Origin of the sequence: Weissella sp. MSCH1 (assembly GCF_045799135.1) — a bacterium.
GTDB lineage: Bacteria > Bacillota > Bacilli > Lactobacillales > Lactobacillaceae > Weissella.
Window position 1 is genome coordinate 1 of sequence record NZ_JBJMBA010000044.1, and the last position, 22,140, is coordinate 22,140.

At 44.6% G+C, this 22,140-nt stretch carries 26 protein-coding genes and 1 rRNA gene; 2 read left to right on the forward strand and 25 right to left on the reverse strand.

All coding sequences use genetic code 11. The annotated features are described in order from the left end of the window. From ACJ28U_RS08905 to ACJ28U_RS08920, 4 genes are all read right to left on the reverse strand, one after another. A 16S ribosomal RNA gene (locus ACJ28U_RS08905) occupies positions 1 to 243 on the reverse strand; the annotation flags it as partial. A 423-nt stretch (positions 244 to 666) separates the two neighbouring features. Then, on the reverse strand, positions 667 to 1,053 hold the full coding sequence (locus tag ACJ28U_RS08910; protein ID WP_010369882.1) for a hypothetical protein: 387 nt from the start codon (positions 1,051 to 1,053) through the stop codon (positions 667 to 669). Between the two features lie 15 nt (positions 1,054 to 1,068). Next, entirely contained in the window at positions 1,069 to 1,470 is a 402-nt protein-coding gene (locus ACJ28U_RS08915) for a CvfD/Ygs/GSP13 family RNA-binding post-transcriptional regulator (protein WP_010369879.1), read from the reverse strand. A 63-nt stretch (positions 1,471 to 1,533) separates the two neighbouring features. Beyond that, positions 1,534 to 2,115: a peptidylprolyl isomerase gene (locus ACJ28U_RS08920; protein ID WP_407619017.1), complete on the reverse strand. Its 582-nt coding sequence runs from the start codon at positions 2,113 to 2,115 to the stop codon at positions 1,534 to 1,536. A gap of 147 nt (positions 2,116 to 2,262) precedes the next feature. Between ACJ28U_RS08920 and ACJ28U_RS08925 the strand changes: the two genes are divergently transcribed. Continuing rightward, positions 2,263 to 2,925 (forward strand): VTT domain-containing protein, encoded by a 663-nt coding sequence (locus ACJ28U_RS08925; protein WP_099088343.1) that lies wholly within the window; start codon positions 2,263 to 2,265, stop codon positions 2,923 to 2,925. A 45-nt stretch (positions 2,926 to 2,970) separates the two neighbouring features. Here the strand turns inward: ACJ28U_RS08925 and rpoZ are convergent, their stop codons facing one another. The 20 genes from rpoZ to thrS all read right to left on the reverse strand — a co-directional run bounded on the left by rpoZ (position 2,971) and on the right by thrS (position 20,838). Beyond that, positions 2,971 to 3,186, reverse strand: a complete 216-nt coding sequence (gene rpoZ / locus ACJ28U_RS08930) for a DNA-directed RNA polymerase subunit omega (protein ID WP_043707605.1) — start codon at positions 3,184 to 3,186, stop codon at positions 2,971 to 2,973. Then, a complete protein-coding gene (gene gmk / locus ACJ28U_RS08935; protein WP_010373106.1) occupies positions 3,183 to 3,800 on the reverse strand; it encodes a guanylate kinase in 618 nt (205 codons plus the stop codon). The genes rpoZ and gmk overlap by 4 nt, the downstream gene beginning before the upstream one ends. Before the next feature lie 33 nt (positions 3,801 to 3,833). After that, positions 3,834 to 5,396, reverse strand: coding sequence for a patatin-like phospholipase family protein (locus tag ACJ28U_RS08940; protein ID WP_407619018.1), 1,563 nt, complete (start codon positions 5,394 to 5,396; stop codon positions 3,834 to 3,836). An 81-nt stretch (positions 5,397 to 5,477) separates the two neighbouring features. Next, entirely contained in the window at positions 5,478 to 7,166 is a 1,689-nt protein-coding gene (gene recN, locus ACJ28U_RS08945) for a DNA repair protein RecN (protein ID WP_407619019.1), read from the reverse strand. Between the two features lie 20 nt (positions 7,167 to 7,186). Beyond that, positions 7,187 to 7,636, reverse strand: coding sequence for an arginine repressor (locus ACJ28U_RS08950; protein ID WP_099088345.1), 450 nt, complete (start codon positions 7,634 to 7,636; stop codon positions 7,187 to 7,189). Next, on the reverse strand, positions 7,623 to 8,471 hold the full coding sequence (locus ACJ28U_RS08955) for a TlyA family RNA methyltransferase (protein ID WP_099088346.1): 849 nt from the start codon (positions 8,469 to 8,471) through the stop codon (positions 7,623 to 7,625). The genes ACJ28U_RS08950 and ACJ28U_RS08955 overlap by 14 nt, the downstream gene beginning before the upstream one ends. Next, positions 8,472 to 9,335, reverse strand: coding sequence for a polyprenyl synthetase family protein (locus ACJ28U_RS08960; protein ID WP_407619020.1), 864 nt, complete (start codon positions 9,333 to 9,335; stop codon positions 8,472 to 8,474). A gap of 1 nt (position 9,336) precedes the next feature. Further along, positions 9,337 to 9,555, reverse strand: coding sequence for an exodeoxyribonuclease VII small subunit (locus tag ACJ28U_RS08965; RefSeq protein ID WP_043707614.1), 219 nt, complete (start codon positions 9,553 to 9,555; stop codon positions 9,337 to 9,339). After that, complete coding sequence (xseA, locus tag ACJ28U_RS08970; protein ID WP_407619021.1) at positions 9,555 to 10,820, reverse strand: exodeoxyribonuclease VII large subunit; 1,266 nt, start codon at positions 10,818 to 10,820, stop codon at positions 9,555 to 9,557. The genes ACJ28U_RS08965 and xseA overlap by 1 nt, the downstream gene beginning before the upstream one ends. Next, positions 10,805 to 11,695 (reverse strand): bifunctional 5,10-methylenetetrahydrofolate dehydrogenase/5,10-methenyltetrahydrofolate cyclohydrolase, encoded by an 891-nt coding sequence (locus tag ACJ28U_RS08975; RefSeq protein WP_407619022.1) that lies wholly within the window; start codon positions 11,693 to 11,695, stop codon positions 10,805 to 10,807. The genes xseA and ACJ28U_RS08975 overlap by 16 nt, the downstream gene beginning before the upstream one ends. 175 nt (positions 11,696 to 11,870) lie before the next feature. Continuing rightward, positions 11,871 to 12,410: an ECF-type riboflavin transporter substrate-binding protein gene (locus ACJ28U_RS08980; RefSeq protein WP_099088350.1), complete on the reverse strand. Its 540-nt coding sequence runs from the start codon at positions 12,408 to 12,410 to the stop codon at positions 11,871 to 11,873. A gap of 15 nt (positions 12,411 to 12,425) precedes the next feature. Further along, positions 12,426 to 13,346 (reverse strand): hypothetical protein, encoded by a 921-nt coding sequence (locus ACJ28U_RS08985; RefSeq protein WP_407619023.1) that lies wholly within the window; start codon positions 13,344 to 13,346, stop codon positions 12,426 to 12,428. A 29-nt stretch (positions 13,347 to 13,375) separates the two neighbouring features. Further along, positions 13,376 to 13,846 (reverse strand): hypothetical protein, encoded by a 471-nt coding sequence (locus ACJ28U_RS08990; protein WP_407619024.1) that lies wholly within the window; start codon positions 13,844 to 13,846, stop codon positions 13,376 to 13,378. A 147-nt stretch (positions 13,847 to 13,993) separates the two neighbouring features. Next, positions 13,994 to 14,653 carry an ABC transporter ATP-binding protein gene (locus tag ACJ28U_RS08995; protein WP_407619025.1) on the reverse strand — a complete coding sequence of 220 codons (660 nt, stop codon included), beginning with the start codon at positions 14,651 to 14,653 and terminating at the stop codon, positions 13,994 to 13,996. 13 nt (positions 14,654 to 14,666) lie between these two features. Beyond that, positions 14,667 to 16,130, reverse strand: coding sequence for an ABC transporter permease (locus ACJ28U_RS09000; protein WP_407619026.1), 1,464 nt, complete (start codon positions 16,128 to 16,130; stop codon positions 14,667 to 14,669). A gap of 12 nt (positions 16,131 to 16,142) precedes the next feature. Continuing rightward, complete coding sequence (locus ACJ28U_RS09005) at positions 16,143 to 16,418, reverse strand: hypothetical protein (protein WP_099088355.1); 276 nt, start codon at positions 16,416 to 16,418, stop codon at positions 16,143 to 16,145. Positions 16,419 to 16,594: 176 nt separating this feature from the next. Next, positions 16,595 to 16,873: an HU family DNA-binding protein gene (locus ACJ28U_RS09010; RefSeq protein WP_010373075.1), complete on the reverse strand. Its 279-nt coding sequence runs from the start codon at positions 16,871 to 16,873 to the stop codon at positions 16,595 to 16,597. Between the two features lie 299 nt (positions 16,874 to 17,172). Next, a complete protein-coding gene (locus tag ACJ28U_RS09015; protein WP_407619027.1) occupies positions 17,173 to 17,901 on the reverse strand; it encodes a glucosamine-6-phosphate deaminase in 729 nt (242 codons plus the stop codon). Between the two features lie 137 nt (positions 17,902 to 18,038). Next, the gene (locus ACJ28U_RS09020) at positions 18,039 to 18,740 is read right to left on the reverse strand and encodes a class A sortase (RefSeq protein WP_407619028.1); all 702 of its coding nucleotides are present in this window, start codon (positions 18,738 to 18,740) and stop codon (positions 18,039 to 18,041) included. A gap of 121 nt (positions 18,741 to 18,861) precedes the next feature. Continuing rightward, positions 18,862 to 20,838: a threonine--tRNA ligase gene (thrS, locus tag ACJ28U_RS09025; RefSeq protein WP_407619029.1), complete on the reverse strand. Its 1,977-nt coding sequence runs from the start codon at positions 20,836 to 20,838 to the stop codon at positions 18,862 to 18,864. A 434-nt stretch (positions 20,839 to 21,272) separates the two neighbouring features. Between thrS and ACJ28U_RS09030 the strand changes: the two genes are divergently transcribed. Beyond that, positions 21,273 to 21,464 carry a hypothetical protein gene (locus ACJ28U_RS09030; RefSeq protein WP_010373067.1) on the forward strand — a complete coding sequence of 64 codons (192 nt, stop codon included), beginning with the start codon at positions 21,273 to 21,275 and terminating at the stop codon, positions 21,462 to 21,464. Positions 21,465 to 21,784: 320 nt separating this feature from the next. Here ACJ28U_RS09030 and ACJ28U_RS09035 read toward each other — a convergent pair whose 3' ends face one another. After that, entirely contained in the window at positions 21,785 to 21,958 is a 174-nt protein-coding gene (locus ACJ28U_RS09035) for a hypothetical protein (protein WP_172437062.1), read from the reverse strand. Positions 21,959 to 22,140 lie beyond the last annotated feature (182 nt).

Genomic DNA, 22,140 nt, shown 5'->3' on the forward strand with positions numbered 1-22,140 from the left:
CATCTTTTAAGTAGCAACCATGCGGTTGCTATTGTTATACGGTATTAGCATCTGTTTCCAAATGTTATCCCCTGCTAAGAGGTAGGTTTCCCACGTGTTACTCACCCGTTCGCCACTCTTTGCAATGTCCATCGTCATATCTGAGCAAGCTCTTCAAATCAGTTGAACCACAAAGCGTTCGACTTGCATGTATTAGGCACGCCGCCAGCGTTCATCCTGAGCCAGGATCAAACTCTCAATTTGAAGTTTGAGTATAACTCAATTTTTGTTGTTTAACAGAAGTTAAACGAATTTACTAGCGAATTGACTTCGCAAATGTTTTTTGCATCAAGAACTTGCTTGATGACCCTACACATTTGTTTCATCGAAACGATATTCAGTTTTCAAAGAACTATCTCGTTGTTGCTCATCAGCAACGTTATTTATATTACCAGGTCAGCAATTCAATGTCAACAACTTATTTCAATAAGTTGTAACTCGTCAAACCAGAAATATATATTCCGCCGCAAGCAACTTTTATATCTTACCGAATCAAAACTAGTTTGTCAACAACCAATTTCAATTCGATTTGATTGGTTTTGCAATTGAATTGTATTCCTTGCAAAACTCAACTTAAATATAATACCCAATCTAAGGATGTTTTGCAACCCCCTAATTTAAAATAAACTAATCTAGTCGGGCTACGCCTGTCATATCAACATTTGTTAGTAAACCTGCCGCATCTTTTGCATTCATAAATTGCAATCCCAATAGTGCCAAACGATCCATATTGAAATCTGTTGTATCAATTGGTTCGAAGGTATACAACGAAATCAAATCTTCCGCAGTCTCTAATCCCTTACCATGCCATGCCGCTAACTCGCCCAGCCGCAAGTTATCTAAATTAATACCTAGTTCCCCCTTCATACCAGTTAAAATTGAACCCAATGCCGTATCGCCAGCATGTTTGTGCATCTTCACTGTGTAAAAGCGTGGTGTTGGTACCTCATCAGTCACCAAAAAATAAGACTGATCATTTCGTGTAAATACAATTGTTCCAGCAATCATTGACATGTCTCTTCCCCCTGTTTATCGTTGTTTCGTTTTCAAACGATCCAGTGCCTCATTAATCATAGCATCCCGCGTTGTCGCAATGCTATCAAAGCCTATTGTTAAATGCTGATTTGTCCAGTAATGGTGATGCCAGTTATCCACACGTTGATTGTCACGATCGGATTTCACAACTTGGCCACCATCTAAAACACTGCGTCGTGATAATGAAATCTTCTGATTGTACTGATCAATATCTAGTACCATCACTTTTATCACCTGACCAACATGTAATTCATCTCCCACGTGTCGAATAAATGCCGAACGACACTCAGAAATATGAATCAGTCCTTGCGTATGTTCGTCTAACTGTACAAAGGCCCCATATGGTTGAATACCAGTAACCGTTCCTTCTACTACATCCCCAATACGATATGTCATTGGTGCCACTCCTTAACCATTAGTCTGTCTTCTTATATGTATCCCGGCACGCCGGGTAATCACTTAAGCAATTGTTGCTTTAATGATCTTAATATCTTCTACTGGCTTGTCCGCATAATCAACACGAACCTTAGCCATATCATCAACAACGTCCATACCTTCAACAACATGACCAAAGACAGTATGACGCTTATCAAGCCATGGTGTACCACCTTGTGCACCATATGCTGTCACAACTTCGTCAGGGACTAAGCCATTTAATTGACGCAACATGTTAGCTGGGACACGTGAAGCTTGCACAATGAAGAATTGTGAGCCGTTTGTATTTGGACCAGCATTGGCCATCGACAATGCACCGCGCAAATTAAAGACTTCGTCAGAGAACTCATCTTCAAACGCATCACCCCAAAGTGACTCACCACCCATACCAGTACCAGTTGGGTCACCACCTTGAATCATAAAGTCGCTAATCACACGGTGGAAGATAATCCCATCGTAGTATCCTTTTTCAATCAAGCCAACAAAGTTTTCTACTGTCTTTGGTGCTTGTGCTGGGAACAATTGAATCTTAATCGTTCCCTTTGACGTCTCAAGCACAGCAACAGGACCTTCTACTGCTGCCAAATCAAATTGTGGCAATGCCATATTTATTTTCCTCACACATTCTTCAATATATTCCTTAGCTATTATAGCATAATCATTAAGGCGTCTTTCAAGCGTCGTAAAACGTGCTAAACTTAGTACTAGTTGTCATTCGACAGGATATATAAATATACGGGAGTAGAAATCGACATGGTTCACATCATTGATTTGTTCCTTCACCTCGATGTTCATTTGAACAACTTGGTGAATGCCTGGGGTGTTTGGTCATACGTCGCCTTGTTTGCGGTTATCTTTATCGAAACTGGCTCAGTTATTTTCCCATTCCTACCAGGTGATTCGCTACTGTTTGCAGCTGGATCTATTTCAGCGCTACATGGTAGCATTTTAAACCACTGGGTCTTAATGATTATGTTCTGGATTGCTGCTGTTTCAGGTGATTCGTTGAACTTTTTCCTTGGCCGAACAGTTGGTCTGAAATTAGTTAAACACCCGCTGCTTGGTCGTTTTATCAAAGATGAACACTTGGCAGAAGCCAACGACTTTTTCGTTAAACATGGTAAGATGGCCGTTATCTTAGGTCGTTTCCTACCAATCATTCGTACCTTAGTGCCATTTACAGCTGCGATTTCTGGCTTCAAATACCGCAATTTCATTGCATTGGAAATGATTGCGGCGACTATCTGGGTCGTCGTGGCCGTTGAAGCCGGCTACTACTTCGGTGGTATTCCTTTCGTCAGCGAACACTTCTCATTGGTCATTATTGGTATCTTGGTCGTTACTGCACTCCCTGCCATTATCAGTGCGGTCCGCCAATCATTAATTAGTAAAAAGCAAAAACAAATGGAGCAATAAATAAAAAGGCCGGTTCGTTATGAACCGGCCTTTTTATTAACATCATTAGTTTTCCAACTTAGAAGCTTCTTCATCGATAACAACGTTACCAGCTTCAATTTCTTCAAACGCTTGACCAATTGGCTTTACTGAATCGAAGTGAGACAAAGTAGGCAAACCACCTTGCTCTAATTCGTGGGCGCGCTTAGCCCCCAAAGCGATCAACTTGTAACGTGAGTCAACACGTTCCAACAACTTATCAACTGATGGGTATAAAATCATGCTTCTAGCTCCTCAATCATTGTAATGTATTCTGGCAACACTCGGTTTACGCGCAAACGCTCCACCTTAATAATATCCTTAATACGATCAACTGCCAAAGGCACCTCATCGTTTACGACAGCGTAATCATAGTTAGCCATCATGCGAATTTCGGCTGTTGCAGCTGAAACGCGACGATCAATAACCTCCATCGCTTCAGTGCCCCGCCCGATCAGACGCTCTTTTAGGGCACCCAAGTCAGGTGGCGTCAAGAAAATATAAGCCCCTTCCGGCATCTTTTCCTTCACTTGCAACGCACCTTGCACATCGATTTCCAATAGGACATCACGTCCAGCCGCCAATGTTTTCTCGATGAAGCTCTTTGGCGTACCGTAGTAATTTCCCACGTACTCAGCGTATTCCAACATACCACCGTCAGCAATTTCTGCTTCAAACTCTTCTCGTGTGACGAAGAAATAATCTTCCCCATTCACTTCTCCCGTTCGGGGTTGTCGCGTGGTCATGGAAATTGAATATTGAAAGTCGATGTCTGATTCTTCAAACAACGCCTTTCGAACAGTTCCCTTACCGACGCCTGACGGACCCGATAGTACGATTAATACGCCACGCTTCATGGTAATCTTACTCCTATCTATTTCTCTAGCTAATCATTTACTTATTCTACTCGTTTTTTCTGACTTAGACAACAAGTACAACACGCCAGTTAACACAACATCTAGATTTGCTAAGATGTACGTCCGCGTCAAGTGATGCGTCGGTGTCGGTAATGCTTGTCGGTTTGTGCGACCAGCTGCCACAATCGCTGCTACAAAGGTCGTCAAATCATACTCCTGCAGTTTATCAACTGCCAGCAAACGGGCTAATCGTTCTATCGTTGCTAAGCCTTGACCAGCTTCATCCCCAGTCGCATCAGGATCAATATCCCTAGCCAACCATTGTTGCCAGGCTAACCAAACCGGTAGCTCCGTTAACGCATTTGCAATTGGTGCGGTCACAGGATCTGTTGCTAACCACTTCACCAGTTGCACACCACCCAACCAACTAACATCAACGTCAGCTGGCAATGCGTAATAGTAGCCACCTAATTCACCCAACACTTGCTTCGTTCGGATTTCACCGAGCGTCACGTACTCGCCACTTAAATCAGGGAAAAAGTCCAGCAAGGGACCAAATTGCCAAGGCGTGCGAATATAATGCACAACAGCATCATCTGGTCGTGTCCAATCTTCCGGTACGCCATCCATAATTGAAACTGCATAGATTTCCTTAGCACCATGATCGGCGGCAATATTAATTGGCAAGTTATTACTATAACCACCATCAATATATTGTTTCCCGTTAATCATGACTGGCGAAACGACCGGGTAAAAAGCACTAGAAGCCAGTATCCAATCCGTCAGTTCATCGACCGTAGTTTCGTCTGTCACTGAAAAGCTAGCCGGCCGAAGCAACGGCAATTCTGTAGCGACTAAAGTCATTTCAGCTATTCTTGGCGTCGCAAGTTCATGCGCAACCACTGGATAAATCAGCTGACGCAACGATTCTTTTTCAAAATAGTGTCGACCAACAAGATGTGTCGCAACTGTTTTACTAAAATCGACCCGTGAGACACCAACTTCCGGCACTTCGTACACGACATCCGTTGTCAACGTGTCCCAAGTAGCGTGTGATATTGTACTATCAAGGTGCATAAATGACATGGCATTAATCGATCCAACTGAGACACCCAGTACCTCATTTGGGATAATACCACGACTCTTCAGAACATCAAAAACACCAGCTTCAAATGCCCCATGTGCCCCACCACCGCCAAGGACCAATGCCACCGGATATGAGAACGTGCGCCGATAGGTTAGTTCATCAACCCGCTCAAAGCCATCTAGTAACGGACTGTTTGCTTGGTTTGGCGCTACTTTCATTTGCAAGGTTTTCACCCGATGCTTGCTAAAGTACGTCAGGAGTTGCTCGAATAAGGTCAGTCGATCAACCGTCTTCCAAGCTAACGTGCTGACTAACACAATATGCCCACCTTCGTTGCGATAGAGCACTGCGCCCACCACCGTTTCGTTATCAACAAATAATAACCCTGCCGATATACTCTGTGCTTGCTGATAGTGCAATCGTGCTTCGGCAGCATCTGAAAACATATTTAATAACTGGCCAAACGGCGCCATTTGTCGGTTAGACAACTTGCCAACAATTATTTCCATGCCCCGTCCTCACTTTCAATCATACGATTCATTTTAAGCTTGTTTCACCAAAAAAACGAGCATGTTTGCTCGTTTTTAGGACTATTCAGTTCGTTTTGCAACAGCACGCTGAATCAAATCGCGGGCATTTTCTTTAGCTGCATCCGTCAGTTCATCACCCGACAACATGCGTGCCACCTCATCCACATGTTCTTCGTCCGTTAACTGTTGAATACTCGTCTCAGTGCGGTCACCAATTACTCGCTTTTGAATGAAGTAATGATGGTTTGCAACCGCCGCGACCTGAGGTAAGTGCGTAATCGTCAACACTTGTGAATAACGACCAATAACCGCAATTTTTTCCGCAATCGCCTGCGCGACACGACCAGAAACACCTGTGTCAACCTCATCAAAAATAATTGAGGTAATCCCTTGTTCCCGTGAAAAAATGGTTTTCATCGCCAACATCATACGTGACAACTCACCCCCGGAAGCAATCTTCACCAGCGGCTTCGCACCTTCACCGGGGTTCGTTTGAATATAAAATTCCGCGACATCGTAACCTGCCGCATGCAACGTGGTGCTAGCTGTTAAGTGGACAGAAAAGACAGCTTTCTCCATATACAGATCTGCTAATTGCTCGTGAATCTTCTTGGCAAGCTGTTTGGCAGCCTTTTCACGTAGTTCATGTAGCTTATCCGCATATTGCCGTGCCACACGTTCCGCTTCCTCAACTTGTTCTGCTAACTCAGCGGCAGACTGTTGCCCGCCACCCATTTCAGCTAACTCACTATCAACATGTTCTTGGTGTGCCAAGACGTCTGCGATTGTCGCACCATATTTACGTTCCAAATTACGAATCAAGTTCAAACGATCATCAACCTCGCGTAACCGCTCAGCATCAAATTCCAATCCATCTCGGACAGACATAATTTCAGAAGCCGCTTCTTGCAATTCATAGTACGCCCCGCGAACCGCTTCTGTTAACTTGCCGTACTTCGGAGCCAGTTCTTCAATATCTTCCAACGACCCCATTGCCGTCGAAATCGTCTCTAAACCGTTATTGTCCCAATCACCATCAAGTGCTTCATACGCTTTAGATAAGGCTTCTAAAACATCCTGAAAGTTCGTCAACTCTTGATATTCAGCTTCCAACGCCTCTTCTTCGCCATCAACCAAAGCGGCATCGGCTAGTTCTTTGCTTTGGAAACTCAGCATGTCTAACCGTTGGGCCCAAGCTTGTTCATCAGCCTGGCGCTTGTGAAAAGCCGTTTCTAAACTACGGTAATTTTCATATGCTTTTTGATACTTTTGCGCAACTGGTGCGATGGCCTTTTTTGCAAATTCATCTAATAAGCCCAAGTGACGTTCAACTTGCATCAACTCTTGATGCTCATTTTGTCCATGGATGTCAACCAGGTGCTGCCCAATTTCCTTAAGCGTCGCCGCATTAACTAAACTGCCATTAACCCGGATCACATTTCGCCCACTGCGCTGCAACTCACGATGAATTAACAGTTGATTATCCTCCACCGGGATGCCAAGCTCGTTCAAAACTGCAACAACTGGCTGATCAGGTTCTACGTCAATCAACCCTTGCAAAACAGCTTTGTCAGCACCTTCGCGAATAAAGTCTTGCGAGCCACGACCACCGGTTAACAAACCAACCGCATCAATGATAATTGACTTACCGGCCCCGGTTTCACCGGTTAACACCGTCATCCCCGGTTGAAAACTAATATTCAGTTTCGGGATAATCGCAAAATTTTGAATTGATAATTCCTGTAACATTGCGTCCTCCTACCTTTCTACTAAGCTTTCGCCATCAAGTCAGTCGCAAATTGTTGCGCCCGCACACCTTCGTTTAGGATGACTAACACGCCAGCGTCATCACCAATCAAACCAAATACATCAGTTAAATCAGCCTCTTCGAGTGCCGTTTTTAACGCTGGTCCAGTTCCTGGCGCAACACGAATCATCACCATGTTGGCTTGCGTCTTAATCTCCGTCGTACTTTCTTTCAAAATACGCCCCAACTGCCCTAAGTAATCTGAACCGGACATCATGGCATACGCAAAACCACCAGTTGGCAATGGTACTTTTACCAACTGCATTTCAGTAATATCACGCGAGATGGTGGCTTGTGTCACTTCCCAACCAGCCTCATTTAATTTTTGAACCAAATCTTCTTGCCGTTGAATCTGTTCATTACTAATCAACGTCTTAATTGCTTGCTGACGTTCTTGCTTACTTCGTCTCATCCGCATTTTCCTCACGACGCGCATTCAATTGCGCATGTGCGCGTGTCACAACCGCTTCACGTTCGGCTTCAGTCATCGTACTCTCGCCACCGTCTAATACCAAGTGCGCTAAGAACTCAATGTTACCTGACCCACCCTTAATTGGTGAGTAATCAAGCGCCACAATACTAAAGCCGGCCGCTTGCGCATAACCAGCCACTTTATCAAGAACAGCCAAGTGGGTTATGGCGTCCTTAACGATACCATGCTTACCAATTGCTTCCCGACCAGCCTCAAACTGCGGCTTAATCAACGTCGCAACCGAACCGCCTGGCGTCAAAATTTTGGCAAGCGGTGGCAAAATCAAGTTTAATGAAATAAATGATACGTCAATCGTTGCGACTGCCGGCTGACCGTGGGTAAAGTCAGTTGGTTCTGAATAGCGGAAGTTCGTGTTTTCCATCACCACCACACGTTCATCTGAACGTAACTTCCAAACCAGTTGATTTGTGCCCACGTCTAAAGCGTAGACCAACTTCGCCCCATTTTGTAGTGAGACATCTGTAAAGCCACCCGTTGATGAACCGATGTCCAAAACAACCTTGTCCTGCACTGAAATATCAAAAACTTCGAGGGCTTTTTCTAATTTAAAACCACCACGTGACACATATGGCATCGGCGCCCCCTTCAAATGAAGCTCCGTTGTTACCGGGATTTTCTCCCCCGCTTTATCCATGCGTTGCTCATTTTCGCCCAAGATTTCGCCAGCCATAATTGCTCGCTTCGCTTGTTCACGTGACGTAAACAGTCCTTGTTGTACTGCTAAAACATCAACGCGCTCTTTTTCAATTGCCATCTACTTCTCCACAACCTCTTCAAAATAATCCAAAAACGACAACAGCAAAGTTGTTTCGTTTCCCGTTAGTTCACCAAACTTTACAATGGCATTTGTCGCAATTCGAACCTGCTCCCGCAAGGCATCCCTCGCACCGTCAACGCCCAAAATAGTTGGGTACGCTTGCTTATCAGCAACATCATCTTGACCTAGATCATCCAAATCATCCTTGATTTGGAAAGCCAAACCATAGGCCATACCGAAGTTCCACAAGGTCTCTTTGACTTCATCAGACGCGTGGGCCATGATCCCCCCAGCAATTGCCGCGTATGCAATCAATGCGCCAGTTTTTCGGTAGTGAATCGCTTTGGCTTGATCTAGTGAAATGGTCGCTGCGTTAGTTGCGGCCATATCCATGACTTGCCCAGCAACCATCCCATCAGCACCAGAAGCCAAGGCGAGTTGTAGTGTCAATTCGGCTTTTTGCGGCGTTGTCAATAATGGGTCACTCGCCAACCATTGATAAGCCAATGGTTGTAACGCATCCCCTGCCAAAATCGCCACATCTTCACCAAAGGCCTTATGTGTTGTTGGCTTGCCACGTCGCATGTCGTCATTATCCATCGCCGGCAAGTCATCATGAATAAGACTGTAAGTATGAATTAACTCCAAAGCACTTGCTGCCCGAAGCAAACCATTGATGCCCAATCCATAAGACTGCGCTACAGCTAATGTTAGCAAAGGGCGTAGTCGCTTACCGCCTGCCATGACAGCATACGTCATGGCGTCACGCATCGTTTGGTTAGATGTACTGTGTGCTAACTCAGTAGCTAGTTTATCCTCAATTTGTGGGACAACGGTTGCTGAAAATTCTGATAATTTCATGTTAACCCTCTGGTTCAAAATCTGATGTCGTCCCGTCCGCATTCACAATTTTCGCCAAACTCTGTTCAGCGGTTTGCAGGGTCTGTTGTAGTTCTTGACTCAACTTAACGCCCACTTCGAATTGCTTAAGGGCTTCTTCTAGCGGTACGTCACCCTTTTCAAGTTGCGCAACAATTTGTTCCAGTGTTGCCAAATTTTCTTCAAATGTTTTTTCTGCCATTATTTTTTACTTTCCTTTGCTGTAACCGTAGCTTCTAGTTCACCAGTCGCCAAACGAATATGAACCGAATCACCAATAGCAACATCATCCACAGTCGTTAAAATGTGCGTGTCATGCTCAACAACACTATAACCACGGGCCAAGATAGCCAACGGGCTCACTAATTGCAAGCCAGCCACAGCGCGACCAACTCGCTCCTGGGAACGCTCAACCTGCCGGGTCATGGCATTTACTAAGCGTGGTGCCAATAAGTCAAATTGATGCTGACGCTGCGTGACCGTCGTTGTAACAGCTTGTTGTAACCGTTGTTGCGCGATATCTAATCGTTGTAAATATCCTTCATATAAACGAGCTGGTTGTGTCAACACGTAACTACTTTGTAAACGGCTTAACCGCTCTTGGTTGGCCACAACTTGACGCTGCATTTGGTTAACCAAACGTTGTTGCATTTGTTGAATGCCCAACCATAAGTCAGCCAATGGTACCGGTGTCGCTAATTCTGCTGCTGCCGTTGGTGTAGCGGCCCGCTGATCGGCCACAAAATCTGCAATCGTGGTATCTGTCTCGTGGCCAACCGAACTGATAATTGGCATTGGCATGGTCAGCATTTTTCGTGCCACCGCTTCCTCATTAAAGGCCCACAAGTCTTCAATTGAGCCGCCACCACGTCCCATGATCAGGACATCATAATTGGCTGCTTCCGCAACGGCCGTCATCTGCTTTGTTAATGAAGGTACCGCTCCGTCACCCTGCACAACTGCAGGATACAAAACAATTTCCGCAATTGGATAACGGCGGCGAACCGTCGTCATAATATCGCGGATAACCGCTCCACTTGGCGAAGTAATCACAGCAATTTTCTTAGGGAAGCGTGGAATCGGCCGGCGAAGTTGGTCAAATAAACCTTCAGCTGATAGCTTTGCTTTTAACTGTTCATATGCCTGATAAAGGGCCCCGACGCCATCCGGTTCTAACTTATCAATAATAAGACTGTACGACCCATTGGGCGCGTACAAATCCATGTGGCCAACAGCATTAACTTTCATCCCTGGCTCTAACTTAAATTGCAACTTTTGAAAAGCAAACTTAAACATCGTTGCATTAAGCACCGCCCCGTCATCTTTCAAAGAAAAATATTGATGACCGGGTCGTTGACGATAATTAGAAATTTCACCCGTCACATAGACTTCTTTCAGATACGGATCAGCCGTAAATTTACGCTTTAGATAACTGGTTAGCGCTGAAACCGTTAAATAGTCTGCCATCCTGCCTCCAATGTTACACCATGATGTAATGCAGCCAACTCAACTGTCGTTTGCAATAATGTGGCAATGGTCATTGGCCCAACACCGCCAGGTACCGGCGTAATTAAGCCGGCGACAGGTTCCGCTGAAGCAAAGTCAACGTCGCCAACTAACGAACCGTCAGCCATTCGATTAATACCAACATCAATAACCGTGGCCCCCGCCTTTAAGTCGGCCCCCGTTACCAAACCAGCGACACCAGTTGCAACGATAACCACGTCGGCTTGTTGCAATAATTCATGGCGTAAGTTGTCTGGTGTATAACGGTGTAACAATGACACAGTTGCATCAGCCGCTTGCGCCAGCGCGAACATTGGCCGACCGACTAAAATGGAGCGACCAATAATCACAACATTCTTCCCCGCCAATGTGACACCCTCATGAGCAAGCATCGTCATAATACCTCGTGGTGTATTGGCGATTGGGTAATAGCCTTCACGATTGGCATACAAGCGACCAATGTTCTCTGGGTGAAAACCATCTACGTCCTTAGCTGGGCTAATTGCTTCTTGGATTTTGTGTTCATCAATGTGACCTGGAACTGGGCTCTGTACCAGAATGGCATCAACGCTTGTATCAGCATTCAACTCGGCAATTTTTGCCAACAAAGTTTCTTCCGCCGTCTCTGCATCATAACGGATGGTTTGTGCATTAACGCCAACCTTACTAGCAGCACGCTCCTTGTTGCGGACGTATATTTCACTTGCTGGATCATCACCAACCAAAATAACCGCTAATCCAGGCACAACACCAGCCTCTGATAAACGCGCGGCTTGTTCCGCAACTGAAGCACGTAACGACTTGGCAATCGCCTTACCATCAATTAACTTTGCCATGGTACACCTCACTTTTTATTCATTACTAATGCATAAATTCTACCACACTAACTGAAAATAAACCATGAATCGCGATGACTAAAAAAACAGGAAACCCTTGATATATCAAGGATTCCCTGTCTTAACAGACATTATTCATTTTCAACCTACAGCCGTAATAGAAAATGAATAAAGCTTAGTTTTGCTTAACAAAATAACGATTATAAACCGTAATCAAGGCTGTTCCAAGGACAGCAATGACTACCGTATTCGCTAAAGCGGCTACCACCCCTTGCTGATATGACTCTGATAACGCCAGACCATAAATCCAGTGGTCACCCAAGGGCGCAATCACTAGCCAAGCCACCACATTAGCAATTAACTGCCAAACATTAAACAGCACTAGTTTGCGGGCCGTCAATGTCCCAATAAACAACCCAATTCGTTGCGTTGCCAAACCTAGAAATAGGCCGAACATACCATCAGCAATCGCCCATGTCCACCAAACTGTTCCTGATGCCAGGCCATCATTTAGTGTGTGCCCAATAAAGGCAACAACCGCCCCGGCAATCGGACCGAAAATAGCCGTTATCAATGCCAGCCAAGCTGGTGCTAACGTTATCTTCGTATTGGGTACGCCGGCTGGTATGGCCACGTACTTAAATAACAACAAAAACACAATGATACCAACAATCGTACCAATGACCTTGTGGGCCGTTAAAATATTGTGCTTCATAATAATTAAATCCCCTTAATCATGACTATCATTCAAAACAACCAGATCATCTGGAATGTCTTGGCCGTTTATTTGTTTGTAATACTTACGGAAAACATCATTATACGTGCCTTCATTAAGCGCTTCAGGATGCATGGCCAAATAACGAATTGTCTTAACCTGCATGACTTCCGTTTCGTTCGGCTTACTTGAATCTTTAATCCCCACCATCGGTGACATTAAATCAAGGGCGGACCCTTGGTGTTTAAGTGCTAGCGCATGACCAAATTCATGGATCATTGTATGCGCAGCTTCTTTATCATGCAACGCTGTAATATCCGCCGATGTAACTGGGCCATACACCGCCCCTGACAAATAATCCTCACGCTGTATTGTTTCTGCCAACCACACCTTCGCCGCATGGGCTGAAATCCACATCGTATTGCCGCCCTCAGTCGTTGTGGCCAATACGGAAGTATCTTCCTTACCAGCTGTGTCAGTCATTTTTTTATACCCAACCAACAGCTGGTAGTCACTATCTTGCGGCCAGACATTTCGATCAACATTTTCATCCTGGTTGGCATCTGATGACCGCACTGAAATGAACTGCACCCCCAGTGCTTGATTCCAGACCTTTGCTGCTGTTTTAACCCACTTCAACGCCTGGCCATCCGTTTCCTTCATAACCCGACTAGATACCACAACCTTCATGTTCCCAGCAGCATTTAAGTCCCAATGCGTTGTCACTGGCAACTTATCGGCAGCGTTATCACCTTCCAAGCGTTGTTGGCGGGCAATTTTTGCCAGATAATCTTTTTCCTGCCGAGCCGCCTGTTTCGCTTCCGTCACGTTCATATAGTATCTAATAAATTGTGGGGCTACCAACACCACCAAAATAATAATTGTCATCACCAGCGCTAACCGCTTGTTTCGACTCATACGCTTTTTCCGTGCCATGTCTCACTCAATCTTTCTCTAACATTCAATTACTCTACTTCAGATTCATCAGCCTCGGCCGCTGCGACAGCCTCGTTGATGTTTTGCAATTCTTTGTCGAAAAAGGCCGCAATCTTACTTTCAACAGATTCTGGGTCATCCGCAAAAGCCGCGACGGTTGCTGCCGTTTCGATTCGTAGACCCGACTTGGTAACCAACGGATGCTCCGCAATCATATATAACGTTACTTCCGTCTCTGGGTCATTAATCACAATCTTACTAATCGCGTTGGTATAACGAATGGGGAGATTAACTAAGCCGGTTTCAACCCGTAAACTAATTGGTTCATCCCCACTAATCAGTAGTTCTGCGCTGAACAATTTCTCTTCTGATATCGCTTGTTCAACATAACCAAACAAATCATCCAAATTAATGGTTGCTTGATCAGCAGCAGTAAAGCTTTTGATTTCATAGGTTTCATCTTTCAAAGCCGCGATGAAATCATTTCCTGTCATTTGCATGGTACATCTCACTTCTTCATTAATTATCCTTCCAGTGTAGCACAAAACGGGCGCCAGATTATCATCTAGCGCCCGTTAAACATGTTCCGAAAGTTTGAATCCGTCATCTAACGTGATTCCATGCATCTTTCGTCACACTTCCATTATTTATATTGGTTCAAAAACGTGATTTTGCAACAGCAATTGTTCGTCCGCCCGACTTGCAACATCGCGATCGTGCGTGATTAAAATCACTGTCTTACCAAATTCGTGTGCCAGTTCAGCAAACAAGTCCACAATTTTTTGTGAGTTCTCGTGATCCAAATTACCAGTCGCCTCATCAGCGGCAACGATTGGTGCATCGACCAATAATGCCCGGACAATTGCTACGCGCTGTTGTTCAACGCCAGATAGACGTTGCACGTTTTTATGAGCTTTTTCCTCATCAATGCCGACACGAGCTAACTGATCCAGAATATACGCCTTATCTTTTGCGTGAATCGAACCTGTAATCGCTAAGGCAGTTTGCACATTTTGGAACGCCGTCATCGTATTCAACAGATTGTAGGCCTGGAAAATTGTCGACACGTACTTCTGGCGAAATTTAGTTAACCCGATTTCCTTAATCGAGACCCCATCTACAAGAATGTCTCCCTCTCGAGGTTCATCAAGGCCCGCTAGAAATGATAGTAACGTTGTCTTACCCGAGCCGGATTCACCAACAATCGCATAAAAACGACCAGACTCAAATGTTAGATTAACATCCTCATACAATTTATGATCTCGATCCGTATACCAGTGGGTTAAATGTTTGATTTCTAATGTCATCCTGTCTTCTCCATTAATCCGCCTGCAAAATTTGCTTTGGCCGCATGCGCAAAATACTGAATGCCGCTCCTGAAACTGACAACACTGCAATCAGGAAGGCCACGCCACCAAGTTCAGCCACCGCAACTGGCGTCATCGCTGTCTGGAGTTCGGCCGTCTTCGTCATACCACCCCGGGTACCCATTGGGCCGCCACCCATATTACCTGATGGCTTTTGACCACCACCTGGGCCACCGTTTTGACCAGCACCACCACCCGGCAGACCACCATTAGCACTTTGCATTTGTTGCGTCGTTTGTTGTTGTACTAACTGCTTACCAATCACACCTGAAACACCATTACCCGCAGCAGTGGCAATACCTAGGGCCACAATCAGAATGGCTAATAATTCGGTGAACAATTGCGCAACAACCTTAGGCTTTGATTCACCCAACGCCACCAGAACACCAATTTCACGACGTCGTTCACGTGTAATCAGAATAATAATCAAACCAAGAATCAAGATGCCTGCAATTGAAACCAGCCAAACAATCTTTGATGCAAATGCAGCTACGTTCTTCATGTTCGCTGCAGCGGTCTTGTACTGCGAGGCATCTGATGTCAGCGTGAGCTTATCAGTATCGATATACTTCTTAGCAGCCTTAACAAAAGCCGATGTTTTAGCTGGTTCAGCCATCGTGAAGGTAACGTTAGATGCGACATTCTCGGTGCCATTGATTGTATTCGCTAAAGTATATGAACCGTAAATTGTATTCGATGGATCATTGCGTTGGAAGCCATCAGTTGCTGTCTTCACCTTGTAAATTCCCACAACAGTTAGCTTAACCGTTTTCGCATCATCAGCAGTCGTCTTCACCGTAATCGTTTGACCAACCTTCACCTTATTGGCTGATGCCAATTCGCTTTCAATGACCACATTGTTAGTACCTTGGTCAGACGCTTTGATACCTCGGCCAGATGTAATCTTAGCTGAGCCATCTGTAAATGACGATGTTGCTGCCGTAAGTGACACACCGTTCACTTGAATATCACCGCTATTATTCTCACCACCCATTGGACCGCCGCCCATGGCATTTGATGTCGTTGTCGTTGTCACTGCCTTAAAACTATTCGCATTTACTGACGCATTATTGGTGATGTTATACGACGAAACATTAGCGAGTGCCGCAATCTTTTTAACTTGCTTCACAGTTGCGGTTGGCATTGTAATCGCCGTTGGTTTCGTCTCACTGTTTGATGTTGAACTAGTGCTTGCCTGGCTCGCTTTCATCTGTTCGAACATCTTTTCACGATTAGCTGATAAGCTGACTGTTGATCCAACTGCATTAGCAGCGTTATTGGCTGCCGTTAATGCAGCATTCTGAATAATCAAACCAGCCATGACGAAAACTAAAATCACTGTCGACGTCAACACTAGTAATAAAGAACGGCCTTTGCGGGCCCACAGCGTAATGCCTGCTCGTTTCACAAAATTCATTTTAATCTCCTATCACTGGGTTGTCGTGCCGTTACTTGCGGCTTCATCTACTGAATTCGTTGCACCCGAAGATGTGTTGCCATTCGAACCCGCTTGATTATTTGCCATTGGGCCACGGCCACCGAAACCACCGGATTGTTGGGTCATAGTGGGCCGACTAGTGTCTGACCCGATACCAAACGGATGAAAGGCAGTGATGAGGCTGAACACCATTGCTAAACTAGCAACGCCTAAGGTCACCCATTGCAACCACGGCCGTTGGGCTTTATTTTGATTACGATCTGTCATATCGTGTTCCTCCAAATGTTTTTGACGAGGATTATCATATGACGCTTAGCTTAGCGCTATCTTCACGCCAGCTAAAATGAAACCTAAATTTTATGAACAAACTTGGAAAGTCCAACAATGCAAAAAACGCCACATTAGCAAAATGCTAACGTGGCGTTTTAAACGTAACGATTAAATTACTTGTTAACGGCTTCCTTGAAGTCCTTACCAGCCTTGAAGGCAGGTGCCTTTGCGGCTGCGATTTCAATTTCTGCACCAGTTTGTGGGTTGCGACCCTTACGTGCAGCGCGCTCGCGAACTTCGAAAGTACCAAAGCCAACCAAGGCAACCTTCTCGCCTTGTGCCAATTGGTCCTTGATAACGTCCAACAATGCGTTAACCGTCTTAGTCGTTTCTGACTTAGCTTGTCCAGTCTTTGCTGCAACCAAGTCAATCAATTCAGTCTTTGAAGCCATGTTTCAATACCTCTTTAATAGTTATTACTCGAATAGTATACGCTATGCATGCATGAGAATACTAGACTTTTGTGCCAATTAGTTACCCACTCTTAGGGAAATCTAAAGAATATATGTAAAATGTATACTCAAACGTCCCTTTACAAAGAGAATGCCGCTATAACTGGCAAGTTACAGCGGCTAAGAGAGAGAAAGAGAATTGGTTGTGTAAGACATCTCTGCCCTACGCATATAAATATAACATGCTCGTTATACCTTTGCAACCAATCACCGGTTTAATCTCCTAAAGGTCGGACTTTCTACACAAACGGCACAATTTCTTCACGGTTCGTGAGTTTTGCCGCTGCTGCAGCGTCGACAATCACCGTCACATTAGGGTGGCGTTGCAACACACTCGCTGGCATATCTTCCGTTACTGGGCCCTCAATCATGGCAGCAACTGCGTCTGCCTTGTTATCGCCATAGGCTACCAACAAGATTTGCTTAGCCTTCATGATGCTGCCAATTCCCATTGAGTACGCATAACGTGGGACATCATTTTCATCCGCAAAGAAACGTGCATTGGCATCAATCGTTGATTGGGTCAATGTCACTTCGTGGGTCAATGAATCAAAGGGTGTACCTGGCTCGTTGAACCCAATGTGGCCATTTTGCCCTAAGCCAAGAATTTGCAAATCAATTGGATTATCGTTAATAATGCGCTCATAGCGGGCTGTTTCTGTAACCGCATCCGCCATGCCATCAGGCACATAGCTCTCCTTAAATGGCTTCTTATTAAACAGGTGCTCATTCATAAAATAACGATAACTTTGTTCGTGGGTCCCTGGCAATCCCTTGTACTCATCTAAGTTAATTGAGACAGCGTTGCTAAAATCTAAATCACTTGCTGTAATCGCATCATAGATTGAAATAGGGGTTGAACCGGTTGCCAACCCAAACACCGTGGCACCATTTGCTAACGCCTCTGAAAAGACGTTGTAGCCTGCTTGGCCGCCCATTTTTTGATCACTCACTTGTAGAATTTTCATGTTATTCTCCCCTTAATAAAATGTCTAGCAATTCCTTTGGTATAGACCAATTATAAACCATGGTCTATACCACTTGCAAGCCATGAGGGATAAAAAAATTGACAGCCATTAAAGGCCGCCAATCATGTTTATACTGTTTAACTTTTGTACCATTCATTTGTGTGACTAAATGAATCGCGAATTTCCTTTGGGGCATCATGCCAGGTATAAACCTGTTTCAAATCGCCTTGCATCACAACGCGGCCACGCTCTGCTGTGTAATCGCACGTAATCAAAGTGAGTTGGTTTTTATTCGGCTGATTATAAGTCACTTCTACAGCTGTCGGTTGCACGACCTTGACTGACGTTGCTTGATAGCTATAAATTTTTGACATGTCTGTCAAATACATATGCTGGCCTGTCTTGCCCTCGTAGTAAATCGGACTAAAGAGGACCTTCTTATTACTGCTGCCTTGAACAAAATGACTCGCCAACGAGTAATTGTTTTTCCCCATCTCCTGATCGGGATAAAGCGTTCCCGCGCCAAAAGTGAGTGCTATATCGTTAACGCCCTTACTAATCGGCAAGCTCAACCCAATCTCCGGTACAGAAACCATCCCGATGTAACGCAACTTTCCTGCGTGTAAGCGCGCATTAATCATTTCTTGGGCGGTCAGTGATTTAACACTTTTCCAATCATAATTTGCCTTCGCCGTTTTCGCTTTCGCAACCATTTTTTGTGTCACTGTTGGTTTATACGTCTTAATCATTAATGTGCCAATTTGATTGTGAAAAATTAGCCCTAACGATGCCGTTATACCAACCCCCAACAGTGTGTATTCAACCGCTTTACTCTTCATTGTTTCCCTCACAAATTTCTTTCATGTGTATTCTAGAGGAAAATGACGCAAAACGTGGCGAAAAAGGGTATAAAAAAATCTCAGTTACGCAACAAACATAACTGAGATTTTAATTGATTGGTTATCCCTTAACGGCCTTTTCCAATGTCTCCATTGCACGTGAGTGACGTGCAATATCAGCCATCAATTGTGCCTCAAAGGCGTCAACAGACTTTGACTTTGTGTCCGTTGACCCAAAGCGACGAATCGTAACAGTGTTGTTGTTAACTTCTTCATCACCGATAACCAACGTGTAAGGAACCTTAGACGTTTGAGCATCGCGAATCAAGTAACCCAACTTCTCATTACGGTCTTCGTATTCAGCACGAATACCTTGCTTGATCAAACGGTCTGCCAAGTCCTTGGCGAACTTACCGTGTGCATCGCGGTTAACTGGAATGATACGTACTTGGTGTGGTGCCAACCAAGTTGGGAACGCACCCTTGTACATTTCAGTCAAGTAAGCTGTGAAACGTTCCATCGTTGAGATGATACCACGGTGAATCATAACTGGACGGTGCAATTCGCCATCAGGTCCGACGTAGTTAACATCAAATCGCTCAGGCAACAAGAAGTCCAATTGAATCGTTGACAACGTCTCTTCACCACCCAAAGCCGTCTTGATTTGGACGTCCAACTTTGGTCCGTAGAACGCAGCTTCACCTTCAGCTTCGAAGTAATCCAACTCCATGTCATCCATGGCCTTCTTCAACATCGTTTGGGCCTTGTCCCACATGTCATCGTCATCGTAGTACTTTTCCGTGTTTTCAGGATCACGGTATGACAAACGGAAACGGTAATCCGTGATATCAAAGTCAGCGTAAACGTCGATCATCAAGCCCAAAATTTTCTTGAACTCATCCTCGATTTGGTCTGGCATAACGAACGTGTGACCGTCGTTCAACGTCATTTCACGCACACGTGACAAACCAGTCAACGCACCTGACTTCTCGTAACGGTGCATCATTCCCAATTCTGCAATACGGAATGGCAATTCACGGTATGAACGTGGCTTGTGCTTGAACACCATGATGTGAGATGGGCAGTTCATTGGACGCAATTCCAAGAACTCGCCATCCCCCATATCCATAGGTGGGAACATGTCATCGCGGTAGTGATCCCAGTGACCTGATTGCTTGTACAAGTTCAAGTTAGACATGATTGGTGTGTAAACGTGTTGGTAACCGTCTTGCACTTCACGGTCAACGATGTAACGTTCCAACGTACGACGAATTGCCGCACCGTTTGGCATCCAAACAGCCAAACCTGCACCAACTTCTTGTGACGTGAAGAATAAGTCTTGCTCAGCACCAATCTTACGGTGATCACGTTCCTTAGCCTCTTCACGACGCTTCAATTCAGCATCCAACTCTTCAGCCGTCCAAAATGCCGTTCCGTAAATACGTTGCAACATTGGATTTGAAGACTTTCCGCGCCAGTAAGCACCCGCAACAGACGTCAACTTAAAGTGCTTAATCCAGTTCGTTGATGGTACCAAACCACCACGATCCAATTCTACGTGCTCACCTTGCACAGCAATTGAGATGTGCTCATCAGCAGGCAAATCGTTAATCAATTCAATCTTGTAAGGATCGTTCTTGAACATTTCCAAAGCTTCATCACGCGTAATCTCGCGAGAAACGATTGGCAAGTTTTCTGAAGCAATTTGCTTCATCATCTTTTCAATCTCTGGGAATTGTTCTGCTGAAATTTGGCTACCGTCGACCTTATCAGTATCGTAGTAGAAACCATTTTCAATGGCTGGACCTACACCATAGTGAATTTGATCTGGGTACAAACGGTTCAATGCTTGCGCCAACAAGTGTGAAACAGAGTGACGCAAAAGTTGCGTCCCTTCCGCATCATCCTTGGTAATCAATGAAAATTCACCATCTTCGTTGATGCCATCGTTCATACCAACGTAGTGGCCGTTCAACTTTCCTGACACTGACTTCTTAGCCAATGACTTTGAAATGCCGTTCGCAATTTCCAATGGCGTAACGCCAGCAGGGAATTCCTTCACCGCACCATCTGGGAATGTAATCTTTACATCTGCCATGTGTCTTATCTCCTATAATGACTATCCATCGACCTAACGCGTGGAAACAAAAAACGTCCCGTCACAACAATTATACTTGCTGTAACGGGACGTTTGCACGCGGTACCACCCGAGTTCGCGAAAGTTGCCCTTCGCCTCATCGTCCCCTTAACGCGGGATACGGAATTGGTTCCCCAATCCACTCGGAAGTAGTATCGCGTAACGACCGTTATCTGCCTCCCACCACTAGCAAACTCTCTTAAAACGATCTTGTTATCCGACGTGTCTTCGTCAACGTTTTATACTGACGTAATTATAGCACATGTCAGGTTAAACTGAAAATACATGTTTTTGTCCCAAGTTTGGCACTTTTGTTGGTTTTGACTGATAACTTACGTAAAATAAGAATCATCGAGAAGTGGGAAAAGATTTTAATTTTATTGAGGGTATTTTTCATGACGTTTGTTGTATTTTTGATGGTTGCAACCGCCATTTTGATTGGGATTACCGGCTATCTATTTTACGTTTACTCAGTGCGACCAACGACCAGTAATCTTGTGTTTTCACTCGTGTTCTTGGTTGGCACATTAGTTTTCGTCTTTATGGGGAGCGTCCCTTATTTGTTGGCTTTTCAGGCCGGTGTTTAACACCCATATTTAATTAGCATCGCGTTGGCCTATCGCAGGGACAATTGTCGATGCTTTTTAGCAAAAAAGAGAGCAAAGTGGTTATCCTTGCTCTCCTTCCGTCACATAATCATTACAGAGAAAAATCATTATGCGACTCGTGGTTATACGTTCTACAGGTTAGCCTGTTAGGAAGGTAAATTTGGGTAAATCACTTCCTCATGAACAATCTTATTTTAAGCTGTCTTATCAGACTTCGCTTGTTTTTTATTAGTGATTTTTTGAAAAATTTTAATTTAAAAACCGCAACCCTTTTAGCTAGGGTTGCGGTTTTTCTGTGATTAATGAGATACCATTGTCTTGTGGTTCATATCAACCTTATGTGATTCGATGGTTGCCTCAACAACGTCAGCCACGTCCTCATCATTTTCTTCAATCTTAAAGATAGTCTTGTAACCAGCAAAGGCAACGGCTGCTGCGATTAAACTAAACAAGCTCATCAAAAATGTCATCATGATCTCTATCTCCTTCGTACGATTGATTTACCTTACTTGATGTAATTATAATACCCCAGTAAGTGGCGTTATGCCGAAATGGTCTGAAATTGGCACATTTTTTCGTTTTTCTGACGCTATCACTGCTATTCGCATCAAAACTGGCCGGTTTTCGGTCAAATATGGGACTTTCATTATAAAAA